At 69.4% G+C, this 14,689-nt stretch carries 13 protein-coding genes and 2 pseudogenes; 7 read left to right on the forward strand and 8 right to left on the reverse strand.

Annotated elements, in window-relative coordinates; all coding sequences use genetic code 11:
• Positions 1-198, forward strand: a pseudogene (locus tag E1281_RS26990) (D-alanine--D-alanine ligase); the annotation flags it as partial.
• A gap of 614 nt (positions 199-812) precedes the next feature.
• Here E1281_RS26990 and E1281_RS26995 read toward each other — a convergent pair.
• The 3 genes from E1281_RS26995 to rsmG all read right to left on the reverse strand — a co-directional run bounded on the left by E1281_RS26995 (position 813) and on the right by rsmG (position 3,651).
• Positions 813-1,814 carry a ParB/RepB/Spo0J family partition protein gene (locus E1281_RS26995; protein ID WP_131882523.1) on the reverse strand — a complete coding sequence of 334 codons (1,002 nt, stop codon included), beginning with the start codon at positions 1,812-1,814 and terminating at the stop codon, positions 813-815.
• Entirely contained in the window at positions 1,811-2,626 is an 816-nt protein-coding gene (locus tag E1281_RS27000) for an AAA family ATPase (RefSeq protein WP_131882535.1), read from the reverse strand. The genes E1281_RS26995 and E1281_RS27000 overlap by 4 nt, the downstream gene beginning before the upstream one ends.
• 347 nt (positions 2,627-2,973) lie before the next feature.
• Positions 2,974-3,651: a 16S rRNA (guanine(527)-N(7))-methyltransferase RsmG gene (gene rsmG / locus E1281_RS27005; protein WP_131882524.1), complete on the reverse strand. Its 678-nt coding sequence runs from the start codon at positions 3,649-3,651 to the stop codon at positions 2,974-2,976.
• 166 nt (positions 3,652-3,817) lie between these two features.
• Between rsmG and E1281_RS27010 the strand changes: the two genes are divergently transcribed.
• A complete protein-coding gene (locus E1281_RS27010) occupies positions 3,818-4,285 on the forward strand; it encodes a DUF6458 family protein (RefSeq protein WP_131882525.1) in 468 nt (155 codons plus the stop codon).
• A gap of 272 nt (positions 4,286-4,557) precedes the next feature.
• Here the strand turns inward: E1281_RS27010 and E1281_RS27015 are convergent, their stop codons facing one another.
• From E1281_RS27015 to rpmH, 5 genes and pseudogenes are all read right to left on the reverse strand, one after another.
• Positions 4,558-5,043 carry a R3H domain-containing nucleic acid-binding protein gene (locus E1281_RS27015; protein ID WP_131882526.1) on the reverse strand — a complete coding sequence of 162 codons (486 nt, stop codon included), beginning with the start codon at positions 5,041-5,043 and terminating at the stop codon, positions 4,558-4,560.
• Positions 5,044-5,080: 37 nt separating this feature from the next.
• Entirely contained in the window at positions 5,081-6,130 is a 1,050-nt protein-coding gene (gene yidC, locus E1281_RS27020) for a membrane protein insertase YidC (protein WP_131882527.1), read from the reverse strand.
• 172 nt (positions 6,131-6,302) lie between these two features.
• Positions 6,303-6,575: pseudogene (gene yidD / locus E1281_RS42140) on the reverse strand (membrane protein insertion efficiency factor YidD); the annotation flags it as partial.
• Positions 6,572-6,940, reverse strand: a complete 369-nt coding sequence (gene rnpA, locus E1281_RS27030) for a ribonuclease P protein component (protein WP_131882529.1) — start codon at positions 6,938-6,940, stop codon at positions 6,572-6,574. The pseudogene yidD and the gene rnpA, both read right to left, overlap by 4 nt.
• A gap of 13 nt (positions 6,941-6,953) precedes the next feature.
• On the reverse strand, positions 6,954-7,091 hold the full coding sequence (gene rpmH / locus E1281_RS27035) for a 50S ribosomal protein L34 (RefSeq protein WP_131882530.1): 138 nt from the start codon (positions 7,089-7,091) through the stop codon (positions 6,954-6,956).
• Positions 7,092-7,671: 580 nt separating this feature from the next.
• Here rpmH and dnaA point away from each other — a divergent pair.
• From dnaA to E1281_RS27060, 5 genes are all read left to right on the forward strand, one after another.
• Complete coding sequence (gene dnaA / locus E1281_RS27040; RefSeq protein WP_131882531.1) at positions 7,672-9,861, forward strand: chromosomal replication initiator protein DnaA; 2,190 nt, start codon at positions 7,672-7,674, stop codon at positions 9,859-9,861.
• A gap of 653 nt (positions 9,862-10,514) precedes the next feature.
• Entirely contained in the window at positions 10,515-11,657 is a 1,143-nt protein-coding gene (dnaN, locus tag E1281_RS27045) for a DNA polymerase III subunit beta (protein WP_131882532.1), read from the forward strand.
• Between the two features lie 95 nt (positions 11,658-11,752).
• Complete coding sequence (gene gnd / locus E1281_RS27050) at positions 11,753-12,676, forward strand: phosphogluconate dehydrogenase (NAD(+)-dependent, decarboxylating) (RefSeq protein WP_131882533.1); 924 nt, start codon at positions 11,753-11,755, stop codon at positions 12,674-12,676.
• 285 nt (positions 12,677-12,961) lie between these two features.
• On the forward strand, positions 12,962-14,086 hold the full coding sequence (recF, locus tag E1281_RS27055) for a DNA replication/repair protein RecF (RefSeq protein WP_131882534.1): 1,125 nt from the start codon (positions 12,962-12,964) through the stop codon (positions 14,084-14,086).
• A 42-nt stretch (positions 14,087-14,128) separates the two neighbouring features.
• Positions 14,129-14,689, forward strand: a 561-nt coding sequence (locus E1281_RS27060) for a DciA family protein (protein ID WP_243717453.1), incomplete at its 3' end; no start/stop codon positions are given.

Raw genomic sequence — 14,689 nt, forward strand, 5'->3', positions numbered from 1 at the left:
ACCGCCCACCGCGCCCTGGGCCTCCGCGACCTCTCCCGCACCGACCTGATCGTCACCCCGGACGACGAGGTCTACTTCCTCGAAGTCGACGTGGCCCCCGGCATGACGGAAACGAGCCTCTTCCCCCGGGCCATCAGCGGCGCCGACTTGGACCTAGGCGAAGTCTGCCGAGACCTCCTCCTCACCCACGCCCGCTGATTCAAGTTTCACGTGAAACCCCTCGCCGAGTCGCGCGTCCTGGACTAATCCGAGGCCCCGTCTCCGAGTAAGGGAGACCGACCTCCGCGCAACGACTGCGGACAGCCGGGCTCATACCGCCTGCCGCGCGAACTGACGCTCGACGAATGTTCCGACCGGCGCCTCCAGCCCCATAGGTGGCTGGCGGTCCGTGAGGTCCGCGGCGGCGCTGCGGGCGACGCGACGGACCTGGCATCGGCGTCCAGGAGTCCTGTGCGCCGACCGCGGAGCGCCCGCCGGGCCTCGGTGCAACTGAGGACGCCGGGCTGTCCGCTGACCGGGCGCATCAGCACGGAAGACCAGGGGCACCGGTCACCAAGGAGCCCGTGGCGGTGGATCGATGTTTCACGGGAAACACGGGGGAGCGCCCCACCTGTTCACTGGCGACAGCCGGGAATCCTGTGGGCGCGAGCGCTCCCCTGCGACACCGAACGCCAACCGCCGGAGGACCCTGGAGATTTCGGCACGCGCTGATTCGGCGGCTGGCGCCCCTTGGTGCGGGGCGGTGTGGGGCTGGGCTCAACAGCGAAGCGCCCCGGCGGTCAGGTACCGGGGCGCTTGCGTGGAGTGGAGGATCAGAGCCCGTTGGGGCCGTCCTCGTCCGGGGCCATGGACTTGATGATGCGGTCCAGGTCTTCCAAGGTGGCGAACTCGACCACGATCTTGCCCTTGCTGCGCCCCATGTCGACGCGGACCTTGGTCTCGTAGCGGTCGGAGAGGCGGTCGGCGATCTCCTTGAGACCGGGAGCGACGGGCTTCTTGCGGCGGCCCTGCCGCGGGGCCTTCGGTTCGTCGTCGACCTCGCGGAGCGCGATGAGCTCTTCGAGCGCGCGGACGGAGAGTCCTTCCTGGACGATGCGCTGCGCCAGGTGCTCCTGGGCCTCGGTGCTGTCGAGCGAGAGCAGGGCGCGGGCGTGGCCGGCCGACAGGACTCCCGCGGCGACGCGGCGCTGCACGGCGGGAGGCAGGTTCAGCAGGCGGAGCGTGTTGGTGATGTGCGGCCGCGACCGTCCGATGCGTCCGGCGAGCTGCTCGTGGGTGGCTCCGAAGTCCTGCAGCAGTTGCTGGTAGGCGGCCGCCTCCTCCAGCGGGTTGAGCTGCTGCCGGTGAAGGTTCTCCATGAGTGCGTCACGGAGGAGGTCGTTGTCGCCGGTGTCGCGGACGATCGCCGGAATGACGTCCAGCCCCGCCATTTGGGACGCACGCCAGCGGCGCTCCCCCATGATGAGCTCGTAGTCGTGCTCGTCCGACGAGGACCTGCGGACGACGATCGGCTGCAGGAGGCCGACGATGCCGATCGACTCGGCGAGCTCGGCCAGGGCCTGCTCGTCGAAGTGCTCGCGCGGCTGCCGCGGGTTGACGGTGATCGAGCCGAGGGGGACCTCGGCGAAGTGAGCGCCGGCGACGGGTTCGAGCGCCGGCGCGGAGTCCGCGGTGCCGTTCGCCGGGGGCGGGACGGCGTCACCCGGGAATCCCGGCTCGCCTGCGCCGCCCATCTCGCCGGGCGCCGCCGGAGGCGGACCGGTGGGGATGAGGGCGCCGAGCCCCTTACCCAGGCCGCGTCTCTGCTGGCTCACTGGGCAGCTCCTCCGTGGGCCATCTCCGAGGCGGCCTCGCTGTAGGCGAGAGCGCCGCTCGAACCGGGGTCGTAGGTCATGACGGACTGCCCGTAGCTCGGGGCCTCGGAGACCCGAACGCTGCGGGGGATCACGGTGTTGAGCACGACGTCCCCGAAGTGGTTGCGGACGTCCTCGGCCACCTGCGCGGCGAGGCGCGTCCGGGCGTCGTACATCGTGAGGAGGATCGTGGAGACCCTCAGCTTCTGGTTGAGGTGTGCCTTGACGAGGTCGACGGTCCGGATGAGCTGCCCGAGGCCTTCCAGCGCGTAGTACTCGCACTGGATCGGGATGAGCAACTCGTCCCCGCCGACGAGGGCGTTGACCGTGAGCAGGCCGAGCGACGGCGGGCAGTCGATCAGGACGTAGTCGAACTTGTCGGTGTCGTAGGCGTCGAGCGCCCGGCGCAGCCGCGATTCGCGGGCCACCTTGGAGACGAGTTCGATCTCCGCGCCGGCGAGGTTGAGCGTCGCGGGCGCGCAGTGGAGGTTGGGGATCTCCGCCGCCGGGACGACGATGTCGGCGAGCGCCATGTCCTCGATCAGCACGTCGTAGATCGACGGCACCTCCGCGTGGTGCTCGACGCCGAGGGCGGTGGATGCGTTGCCCTGGGGGTCGAGGTCCACCACGAGCACCTGGGCGCCGTGCATGGCGAGCGACGCGGCGAGGTTCACCGAACTGGTCGTCTTGCCGACGCCGCCCTTCTGGTTGGCGATCGTGATGATGCGGCATCTGCCCGGCCGCGGCCACTCCCTGTCCCTGCGGCCCGGCATCGTTCTGAGCGACGCGGCCGATGTTTCATGTGAAACCTTGGCGTCCTTGAGCGCCTCGCGCACGAGTTCTGACTCCCCCTGAGATGGTGCCTTGCGCGGAGCCGGCAGCGATGTGCCGCCGCTGTTCGTCGGTACATAGCCGACGTTCTCCGCAGTACCGGACGTCGTGGTTCCCCACAACGCGTGTCCGGAGGGCGCGGTCCCCGGCGCGCTGCCCGGGGCCGCCTCCTCCCACGTTCCGGCGGGGGACGCCGCCGGGGCGTCCTCGCCGGTCCCGTCCAGGCCGGACGGCTGTTCGTCGGGGGATTCGTCGGCGCGGTCAGGCCGGCCCAGCCCTGGTCCCGTGCTCATGAAGACCTCTTCCTCGACCCTTTGGCACGCCGGGGTGCGCGCTGTCGTCGCCCGACGACCTCGCCCCGGCCGGCGACCACACGGACGAGCGTTGTCGGCGGATCGACCATACCTTGCCCGACTTGAAGCAGTTCCGTGGAACGGACCCCGAACCGGTCCAGTACCGCTTTCGCCTCGTCCAGTTCGGTCGCGGCCCGCTCGCCCTTGAGGGCGAGCAGCTCCCCTCCCGGCCGCAGCAGCGGCAGCGCCCATGTCGCGAGGCGTTCGAGCGGCGCGACGGCTCGCGCGGTGGCCACGTCCACGGAGAACTCCCCGGTCATGTCCTCGGCCCGGCCCCTGCGCACCTCGACGTTCGGCAGTTCGAGCAGCTCGACGCACTCGTTCAGGAACGTGGTGCGCCGCAGCAGCGGTTCCAGCAGGATGACCCGCAGGTCGGGCCGGACGATCGCGAGGACGACACCCGGGAGTCCCGCCCCCGAGCCGACGTCCACGACCTGGGCGTCCTCCGGAATCACCTCGGACACCACGGCGCAGTTGATCAGATGGCGCTCCCAGAGACGGTCGACTTCGCGCGGCCCGATGAGCCCGCGCTCGACCCCGGCCTTCGCGAGGAACGCCGCGTAGCGCTCCGCGAGCGGCAGCGCTTCCCCGAATACCTCACGTGCAATCCCCACCAGACGAATCGTTCCACAAAAACCGGTGGGGACGTGCATGCGAAACGTCCGGGCGCCGGGTTGGCCGACCCTGGCGTTATGGCAAGAACCACATGACCGCCCGCATAATCGAGGTCGGTCGGGTAGGGGCGCAGTGTCGCCCAACCCCCGGAAGGAGCTCCGACAGATGGGAATCGGAGTCAGCCTCGCATTCATGACCATCGGCGCGATCCTCGCCTTCGCGCTCCAAGTCGACCTCAGCGGCATCAACATCACCCTGGTCGGCTGGATCCTGATCCTGGTGGGGCTCATCAGCCTGGCATTCACCCTCAAATACACGCGTCCTCGGCGTCGCGCCGGCCGTATCGTCGGCGCCGATCCCGCCTACGGGGACGAGCCGGGGACCGTGGTCCACGAGGAGCACATCATCGAGGATCCGGCACCGGTCGGCCGTCCAGGCGAGCGGATCGAACGCGTGGTCGAACACCCGGCGGACGGGGGGGTGTCGCACGGGCACGTCGCGCAGGACCCGGCGTTCTCCCAGGACCCCGCCTACGCCCAGGATCCGGCCACGGAGCAGAACCCGTCCGTCATCGACGCTGAGGGCCGGCCCGTTCGCCAGCGTCGCCGGTGGCGCCGCAACGTCAGGGGATGACCCGGCACACCGAATGCCGCTCGGTGTGCTTGGGCGGCGGTGCACACCGAGTTCCGGGGCCCCGCGCCGGGCAGGACGCGGGGCCCTGCCCGTCCCGCACGTTATCCACAATCCGTCGTTTCCCTGTCCCGCCTGTGCGTGAGCCTTGACCCTGGTGCTAAGCAGGCCCGCCCCCGGCGGGAGGGGGCTGGTCTCAACAAGCGGAATGGCCCCGGTGCCGTGCGGCACCGGGGCCATTCCGGGGTCAGGCTCGTCGATCGAGGTCGGGCCCTCTAGGCCGGGTAGACGACCACGTAACGGTCGGGTTCTTCCCCTTCGGACTCGCTGCGCAGGCCCGCGGCGGCGACCGCGTCATGGACGATCTTGCGCTCGAACGGCGTCATCGGGGCGAGCGGCTTCGATTCGCCGCCCTGCTTGACCTCGTCCGCGACGTCGGTGCCCAGCTTGGTCAGTTCGGCGCGGCGGCGCTCGCGGTAGCCGCCGATGTCGAGCATGAGGCGGGTGCGGTTGCCGGTCTGGCGGTGGACGGCGAGCCGGGTCAGCTCCTGCAGCGCCTCCAGGACCTCGCCGCGCTTGCCGACCAGTTCGTCCAGGTCGGCGCCGACGACGGCGACGATCGCGCGCTCGCCCTCGACGTCCATGTCGATGTCGCCGTCATAGTCACCGATGTCCAGGAGGCCCTCGATGTAGTCGGCGGCGATCTCGCCTTCCTGCTCGAGCGCCTGGACGTCGACCTCGGTGGTGTCGGTCTGGCTCAACGGGGTCTCCTTCTCCGGCACGTGCTCGGGGATCAAACTAGCGCTTCTGGGTGCCGCTGCGCTTGCTGCGCGACTTGCGGGTCGGCTGATTGCGGACGACCTTCGGCTTGTCGTCCTCGGGTTCGGGGACGGTGTCCGCGTCCTCCTTCTTCAGCTTGGCCTTGCCGGACGGGGACTGGCCGTTCTTCGAGCCGGCGGCCTTGGCGCCCGTCTTGGTGCCCGCCTTCGTCCCCGACTTGGTGCCGGTCTTGGTGCCGGTCTTGGCACCCGATTTGGTGCCGGCCTTCGTCCCCGACTTGGTGGTGGTCGGCGGCGTGTCGTCCGCGCTGGGCAGCGGGTACTTCTTGAAGATGTAGTGCTGCTGCGCCAGCGTCCAGCTGTTGGACGTGACCCAGTACATGAGCACGCCCAGCGGGAAGCCGAGACCGAACAGGCCGAACAGCGGCGCCATGAAGACCATCATCTTCTGCGCCTGCATCATCGGGTTGTTCTCGTCGGTGACGGGCTGGCGCTTCATGCTCGCCCGGACGGTGAAGAACGTCGTGATGGAGCTGATCACCACCGCGACGCCGGTGATGACGATGGCGGTCCAGTTCTTGGGGTCGGCGCTCCACGCGTTGAGGAAGGTGTCCGGGATGTGGGCACCGATGATGCTGGCGTGCTGCGCGCTCGCCACCAGGTCGGCCGAGACGGAGAAGACGCTCTCGCCGGGGTCGGCGTCGGAGATCTGCCTCAGCACCTGGAAGAGCCCGATGAAGATCGGCATCTGCACCAGGAGGGGGAGGCAGCCCGCCAGCGGGTTGGCGCCGTTCTCCTGGTAGAGCTTCATGACCTCCTGGTTCATGCGCTGCTTGTCGTTCTTGTACTTCTTGCGCAGCGCCTGGACCTTGGGGTTCAGCTCCTGCATCTTCCGCGAAGCGTGGATCTGCTTCACGAACAGCGGGACGAGAAGGAGCCGCAGCAGGACCGTCAGCAGAATGATCGAGCCGCCCCAGGCCCATCCGCTGTCTTGGGGGACGAAGGAGCTCAGCCCCGTGTGGATCCACACGATGAGCTGAGCGACGATCTCATACAACCAATCAAGCACCGGGCAGCTCCTTGGGCTCGGCTAGGGCGGGACCGCTCTCCTCGCGGCCGGAGTTCAGAGAAGCCGCCGCGGATCGCTCCTGGGAAGACGACTCCCCAGACCCCTGGGAGGGGGTCGATCGCTCCTGGGGGACGTGCTCCCCAGGTCCCCCGGAGTAAGGCGTCTCGGACGACTTCTTCGGCGGCACAGGGTCGTACCCCCCGGGGTGGAAGGGGTGGCACCGCGCGATCCGGCGGGCCGTCAGCCACGTGCCGCGCGGCGCCCCGTGCGTCTGGAGCGCCTCCAGACCGTAGGCGCTGCAGCTGGGCTGAAACCTGCATTGCTGCCCGAGCAGGGGACTCAAGAAGCGGCGGTAGGCGCGGACGAGAAGGATCAGCAGGCTCGCGACGGGGCCCGGGGACCCCGGGTGTTGCGAGGGGAGCACCGTCCCCTGCCGACTCCTCATCTTCGCCCCTTGGACGCGGGCCGCAGCAGCCGGTCGAGCGCCGACTCCAGATCCGCGGCCAGATCATCAGGGCGCGCCGTCCCCGCCCGGGGGTTGGCGCGCACTACGAGCAGGCTACCCGCTGCGAGGCGGTCGAGGTGCGGGCGCATCAGGTGCCGGAGCCGCCGTCGTACGGAGTTGCGGACGACGGCGTTCCCGACGGTGCGCGCCACGATGAACCCGACCAGCGGCGGGCCCGCTGGATCGTGGGTCTCGTCCGGCTGAAGCAGGTGAACCACGACAGTTGGCCGTCCGGCGCGGCGACCGCGCCGGACGGCCAACGTGAAGTCGTCCCGCCGCCGCATCCGGTTTCCGGACGGCAGCACAGCGAAGTGGTGGTCAGACCGCGATGCGGGAGCGGCCCTTGGCGCGCCGGTTGGTCAGGATCGCCCGGCCGGCGCGAGTGCGCATGCGCAGCCGGAAGCCGTGCTTCTTGTGGCGACGACGGTTGTTCGGCTGGAAAGTACGCTTGCTCACTTGTGGCTCCAGGGCTGCGGTCGGTTCGTTCTCGGAAGGCGCGATGTCTCGCATCGAGGGCCGCGTTCGGTCCCCCGCAGCGGGGGCCCACCCGAGCTTGCCTTGAGGGGACTGCCGGCGGGCACGCGTCATCTCCGTCGATGCGACTCGACCTCAGCACGTTACGGGCAACCCGGGTACCGGGTCAAACGCAGGGGACGGCCGGGGAACGGTCGGGGCTGGTCGGGAGTGTGTTGCGGGTGTGGCGCGCAGCGGTTAGGGTCGTCCGGGCGAGCCGACGCTCCTTCGACGAATTCGACGATCTGATGTCGGTGTTCTGCCCGCACCCCCCGTTTCGAGAACCGCCCCGCACCGGCCCCTCAGCAGGCCGGCGATGTCCCGACCTCGTTCACCGGAACCCGCGGCACGGGTTTTGCACAGGCACCCCATGCCTATGCACAGCATGTGGACAACTCTGTGGACAACTCGTGAGAGAGTAAGGCTTCCGCGTCGCGGCCGTGCCCTGTGAGGCCGATCGCAACTCGTGGGAGAGCCGGGCAGTCAGGTACTCCGTCGATCGGAGGGGGAGGGGACCTTGCGCATGGACGGTCAGGATCTCGGATCGGTCTGGGCCCGAACCCTCACGGCGCTGTCAGAGAGCGATCTGTCTCCGAGCTACCGCGCATGGCTGCCGATGGTCCGCCCGCTGGCGCTGGTGGAGGGGACGGCTCTGCTCGCGGCCCCGAACGAGTTCGCCAAGGACGCGCTGGAGACCCGGCTGCGCAACCTCATCACGCAGGCCCTGTCCCATGAGTTGGGCAGGGAGATCCGTGTCGCGGTGACCGTCCAGCCGGAGCCGCCCATGGCGCCCGGTAGCGGGCCGGGGTCTGGGTCGGCCCCACGGGCAGGTGCCGGTGAGCCGCTTTCTGCGCCGATCCCTGGGCCCGGGGCAGGGCTCGGGATGCACGAGCCCACACCTTCTTCTTATGGCGACCCCTACGGGGATCGGCCTCAGGACGACCGTGACCGGGATCGGCCGTACGGCGAGCAGGGCTACGGCGAGCAGCAGTACGGAGACCCGGCCTACAACGACCCTTCCTACGGCGATCCCTCCTATGGCGAACGGCCGGATCCCTATGGCGAGCGGCCGGATCGTCCGTACCCGGAGCAGCCGTTCAGCGATCAGGGGTACCGGCCAAAGCCGGGAGTTACCCACAGCCCCGGGCCGCCCGGGGGAGGTTATCCACAGCCTCAGGATGATGACCGCGGTCCTTATCCGCCCGCACCCCGTTCACCCGCGTATGGGGCAGGCCCCGGTGGACGAGGCCCGGCCCCATACGAAGGGCGCGGCCCCCAGGGCTACCCGGGCTACGGGGGCCAGGAGGAGGGTTTCCGTGGAGAGCCTCCAGGGCGGCCGCCGCACTCGCATCTGAACGACCGCACGCTTGGGCCGCACCGCCAGGGAGGCGGCCGTGCCGAGCAGCCGGGGCACGAACCCCAGCACGGTGGGAACGAGCCACAGCTCGGACGTCCGGAAGACACGTTCAAGGGTGGAGACCCGTCGTTCGCCAAGGGCGAGCAACAGTACGCAGGCACGGACCAGTACGGCGGAGCCGGCGACCAGTACGGCGGGGGCGAGCAGTACCGCGGCGAGGGCGGCTTCCGGGACGACGAAGGCCCCGAACCGCGCGGGCCCGCCCCTGGGCCGGGCGGCGCCGGGGGAGGTTCCGGCGCGGGCGCCGGGGCGTCCGAGCACGCCAGGCTGAACCCCAAGTACACGTTCGAGACGTTCGTCATCGGGTCGTCGAACAGGTTCGCGCACGCGGCCGCCGTCGCGGTGGCCGAGCAGCCGGCCAAGGCGTACAACCCGCTGTTCGTCTACGGCGACTCGGGCCTCGGCAAGACACACCTTCTTCACGCAATCGGGCATTACGCGCAAAGCCTCTTCAATGGGGCACGCGTCCGCTATGTGAGTTCCGAGGAATTCACGAACGACTTCATCAACTCGATCCGTGACGGAAAGGCCGACGGGTTCCGTCGCCGCTACAGGGATGTGGACATCCTCCTCGTCGACGACATCCAGTTCCTTGAGGGCAAGGAGCAGACGCAGGAGGAGTTCTTCCACACCTTCAACACGCTGCACAACGCCAGCAAGCAGATCGTGATCTCCAGTGACCGTCCGCCCAAGGAGCTCGTGACGCTGGAGGACCGGCTGCGCAACCGGTTCGAGTGGGGTCTCACGACCGACGTCCAGCCGCCCGAGCTGGAGACCAGGATCGCGATCCTGCAGAAGAAGGCGCGCCAGGAGGGCCTCGCGGCGCCGCCGGACGTCCTGGAGTTCATCGCTTCGCAGATCGCGACGAACATCCGCGAGCTGGAGGGCGCGCTGATCCGGGTGACGGCGTTCGCGAGCCTGAACCGGCAGTCGGTGGACATGAAGCTCGCCGAGATCGTCCTGAAGGACCTCATCCCCAACGACTCGGGCCCCGAGATCACCGCCGCGATGATCATGGCGCAGACGGTCGAGTACTTCGGGACGACGATCGAGGACCTGTGCGGGCCGTCGCGTTCGCGGATGCTCGTCACCGCCCGGCAGATCGCGATGTACCTGTGCCGGGAACTGACCGAACTGTCCCTCCCCAAGATCGGGCAGCAGTTCGGGGGCCGCGACCACACGACGGTCATGCACGCCGAACGCAAGATCCGGTCCCTGATGGCCGAGCGTCGTGCGATATACAACCAGGTCACCGAGCTGACCGGACGTATCAAGCACCAGGCCCGCAAGCGCTGACCGGCCCGGCGTACACACTGTGGACAGACCTGCGCGACCCATGTGGACGGGGCCCGAACGCCTGGTCCACACCCCGTCCGACCCGAGAAACCGGCAAAGGACGCGTTCCCCCAGAGAACCGGAGTCGCTACTCACAAGTTGTGGAAAACTCTGGGGATTTTCGTGGATAACCCGGTGGGCAACCCCTGGAGAACCTGAGGATGAACGGTGGACGGCTGTGGACCCGCAGTGCACCGGCACCCGGCTTCCTGGGGACAACCGGTTGACGACTTGGGGAAGCGCCTGGGGACGGACTCCATTGGCCACACGTCCCGTGTACACAGGCCGGCGAAACCCTAGGCATACCCGTGGAGAACTCGTGGAAAACCGGGGGATGACATGAGGACGACGTGTGGGGATGTTTTCGCCGTCCCCAGGCGCCGCCGCGCCGTCCACTCCCGATACACAGGACCGGTGGACGGAGAAACGGGCTCCCACCTGGGAAAACTCGCTCTGTCCACACTATCCACCGCCCCTACTACTGGTACTGCACTACTTCTCTATCCAAGAAAAGATCCATCTCAAGTTAGGGCCTGGGGACAAGCTGCCCCGAGCGCCCGGCCCGAGCCAGGATCGCCTCACCGTTGTCCGTCACCTGCAGGAGGTGGGTCCCCTTGAAGTTCCGCATCGACAGAGACGCCCTTGCCGACGCCGTCGCCTGGACCGCCCGCACGCTCCCGGTCCGGCCGCCTGTTCCGGTACTCGCGGGCATGCACATCGTCGCCGGAGGCGAGGAGAACAGCGACAGGCTGAAGCTGTCCGCGTTCGACTACGAGGTCTCCGCGCAGGTGTCCACGGACATCGACGTAGAGGAGGCCGGGACGGCTCTGGTCTCGGGGAGGCTCCTCGCAGAGATCTCGCGCAGCCTTCCTCCCCACCCTGTGGAGGTCACGACAGACGGCGCGAAGGTGATGCTCCACTGCGGCAGCGCGAAATTCACACTTCTCACCATGCCTGTGGAGGACTACCCCACGCTTCCGGAGATGCCGCCGGCCGCAGGGTCCGTGGGCAGCGACGAGTTCGCCGCGGCCGTCTCCCAGGTGGCGATCGCCGCAGGCAAGGACGACACGATCCCCATGCTGACCGGGGTCCGTGTGGAGATCGAGGGTGAGACCGTCACGCTGGCGTCCACAGACCGCTACCGGCTTGCCGTCCGCGAGCTGCACTGGAAGCCGGAGCGCCCCGACTTCTCCGCCGTCGCTCTCGTCCCCGCCAAGACGCTCGCCGACACCGCCAAGTCGCTGACGGCGGGCGCCGAGGTGTCGATCGCGCTCGCCGGGACGGGCGGCACCGGCGAAGGCATGATCGGTTTCGAGGGCGGCGGCCGCCGGACCACGTCCCGCCTCCTGGACGGCGACTTCGTGAAGTACAGGTCGCTGCTGCCGAGCGAGTACGCGGGCCTCGCCGAGATCCAGACCGCGCCGTTCATCGAGGCCGTCAAGCGCGTGTCGCTGGTCGCCGAGCGCAACACCCCCGTGCGGTGCTCGTTCAGCCAGGGCGAGGTCGTCCTAGAGGCCGGGACGGGGGACGAGGCTCAGGCCGTGGAGGCCCTGGAGGCGTCCCTGGAGGGCGAGGACATCGACATCGCCTTCAACCCCGCGTTCCTCCTCGACGGCCTCTCAGCGATCGGCTCGGACGTCGCGCGGCTGTCCTTCACCACTCCGACCAAGCCGGCCGTCCTCACCGGCAAGCCGCCGCAGGACGGCGAGAACCCGAACTACCGCTACCTGATCATGCCCGTCCGGCTGTCCGGGTAAGGCAGTCTGTCCGGGTAGGGAGCAATGAGCCGCGCGCGTGGACCGGCGCGTGCGGCCATGCACGCTTGCGGTCGGCCATAGGGAGAGTGAGCTTCATGGAGCTGGGGATCATCGGCCTGGGCAAGATGGGCGGCAACATGGCCGAGCGGTTGCGCCGCGGCGGCCACACGATCGTCGGCTACGACCGCGATCCCGCCCTCAGCGACGTCGGCTCCGTCGAGGAACTGGTCGAGCGGCTGTCCCCGCCGCGCGCCGTGTGGGTGATGGTTCCCGCGGGTGAGGCGACCGCGGCCACTATCCACAGCCTGGGGGAAACTCTCCAGGCCGGCGATGTCGTCGTCGACGGCGGTAATTCACACTATGTGGACGACCAGAAACACGGTGAGGAACTGGCCGCCAAGGGGATCGGGTTCGTGGACTGCGGCGTCAGCGGCGGTGTGTGGGGCCTGGAGAACGGCTACGCGCTCATGGTCGGCGGCGACGACGACACCGTGAAGCGCCTGATGCCGATCTTCGAGACGCTCAAGCCGGCCGGCGACTTCGGCTTCGTCCACTCCGGCAAGGCCGGAGCCGGGCACTTCGTGAAGATGGTCCACAACGGCATCGAGTACGCGATGATGCAGGCGTTCGGCGAGGGCTACGAGCTGATCGAGGCCAGCGACCTCGTGACCAAGGTGCCGGAGACGTTCCTGAGCTGGCAGGAGGGCACGGTCATCCGCTCCTGGCTCCTGGACCTGCTCAACCGGGCGCTGGCCGAGGACCCCGAACTGGACGACCTCCGCGGCTACGCCAACGACTCCGGCGAGGGCCGCTGGACGGTCCAGGCCGCGGTCGAGCACGCGGTCCCCCTGCCCGCCATCAGCGCGTCCCTGTTCGCGCGGTTCGCGTCCCGCCAGGACGAGTCGCCCGCGATGAGGGTCGTCGCCGCCCTCCGCAAGCAGTTCGGCGGCCACGCCGTCGAAGCCGCAGGCGACGACGGAGACTCCCCCGGTGCCGACGTAACCCCACCCGCAGTCTGACCCCGCACCACCGCGGGGCCTCGTGGCGCCTGCCGCCTCGCGTGGGCGCGCAGCCCACCGTCGCCCGTGTCCCACCGTCGCCCGTGTCCCACCGTCGCCCGTGTCCCAGCGGGCGGACGCATGCGCCGCCGAGAGTTATCCACAATCGCGGTACCGCTTTCGGAACGGCGACGATGCCCCCGATTCTTGGGAGCGGGCCGGCCGCGAACAGGCGGAAGGCTGTGGAAATGAGCAGACACGGGGGTATGCGCCGTGCGGGTGCTGGAGGCTCTACGCTCGTTTCTCGTGCACGTCGCCCACCTGTCTCTCCAGGACTTCCGCTCGTATCCGACCGCCGAGGTCGGGCTCGAGCCGGGGGTCACCGTGTTCGTGGGCCCGAACGGGCAGGGAAAGACGAACCTGGTCGAGGCCATCGGATACGTCGCGTCGCACGGAAGCCACCGGGCGGCGACGGACGCACCGCTCGTCCGCCACGGCGCACCGCGCGCGATCGTCCGGGCCGGGGTGGTGAAGGACGACCGCAAGGCGCTGATCGAGCTGGAGATCAACCCGGGTAAGGCGAACCGGGCGCGGCTCAACCGGTCCCCCGTCCCCAGGCCGCGCGAGATCCTGGGGATGCTGCGGACCGTCCTGTTCGCCCCGGAGGATCTCTCGCTGGTGAAGGGCGATCCGGGGGAGCGGCGGCGGTTCATGGACGAGCTGCTGACCGCGCGGGCTCCGCGTTTCGCGGGGGTTCGGTCCGACTATGACCGCGTCCTCAAGCAGCGCAACGCCCTCCTGAAATCGGCCGCCGCGCACAGGCGCTCCCCCGGCCCGGAGGTGCTCGCGACGTTGGACGTGTGGGATTCGCACCTGGCGCGTACCGGATCGGAGCTGCTGGCGGCACGCCTGGACCTGGTCGCCGCGCTCCAACCCCTCGTCGTCCGCGCCTACGCGGCGCTGGCACCGGCCAGTGACGCCGCCGACCTGTACTACAAGAGCTCGCTGGGGGACGTGGAGTTGTCCACAGACCGTGGACAACTCGCCGAGCAACTGCTGGCGGCGGTGGGAGAGTCGCGCAAGCAGGAGCTCGAACGCGGAGTGAGCCTGGTGGGGCCGCACCGCGACGAGCTCGTCCTGCGGCTGGGGGAGCTGCCGGCACGCGGCTACGCCAGCCACGGCGAGTCGTGGTCGCTCGCGCTGGGCCTGCGGCTCGCCGCGTTCGACCTGCTGCGGGCGGACGGTGACGACCCGGTCCTGATCCTCGACGACGTGTTCGCCGAACTGGACACCGGCCGCCGCAGCCGGCTGGCCGAGATGGTCGCCCCAGCCGAGCAGGTCCTCGTCACGGCGGCCGTCCCCGCCGACGTACCGGCCGAATTGACAGGGGGTTCCTATACCGTCTCCGACGGCCAGGTACTCCGAGACTGACGACCACGGACGCAGCGACACCGATCAGGAAGGGGCGAGCGCGTGAACGACGATCCACAGGATGTGCACAACTCCTCCGTCCCTTCCCCGCGTTCACGTCCGGAGGACCTCGCCGACGAGGGCGGGGACACCGACGGCCCGCCGGCCAAGTCCGGGATCGAGCTGGCACGCGAGGCGCTCGCCCAGGCGAAGGCGGACGCCCTGAAACGCGGCACGCTTCCCGGGCAGAACGGCAAGCGCAAGAACACCGGACGCGTCGTCCGTGTCAGGGACCCCGGACGGGGCGGCGACCCCAAGCTCTTCGGCGCGGCGATCCGCGATCTGCTCGCGACCCGCGGCTGGGAGCAGCGGGCGGCGGTCGGCGGCGTGTTCGGCAACTGGGCCGGGATCGTCGGCGCCGAACTGGCCGAGCACACCCGGCCGGAGCACTTCGAGGACGGCGAGTTGACCGTCACCGCCGACTCGACGACCTGGGCGACCCAGTTGCGCCTGCTCTCCTCCACCCTCGTCCGGCGCCTGAACGAGGACCTAGGCCACGGCACCGTCCGCCGAGTAAAGGTCGTCGGCCCCTCCTCCCCCCGCCGCCCCGGTGCCTGGCGAACC

This window comes from Actinomadura sp. KC345 (genome assembly GCF_004348515.1).
GTDB lineage: Bacteria > Actinomycetota > Actinomycetes > Streptosporangiales > Streptosporangiaceae > Spirillospora.

Coding starts and splice junctions, on each gene's coding strand:
- E1281_RS27000 (WP_131882535.1), bottom strand. CDS start 2,626: ATGCCGGGCCGCAGGGACAGGGAGTGGCCGCGGCCGGGCAGATGCCGC.
- E1281_RS27010 (WP_131882525.1), top strand. CDS start 3,818: ATGGGAATCGGAGTCAGCCTCGCATTCATGACCATCGGCGCGATCCTC.
- dnaA (WP_131882531.1), top strand. CDS start 7,672: ATGGACGGTCAGGATCTCGGATCGGTCTGGGCCCGAACCCTCACGGCG.
- gnd (WP_131882533.1), top strand. CDS start 11,753: ATGGAGCTGGGGATCATCGGCCTGGGCAAGATGGGCGGCAACATGGCC.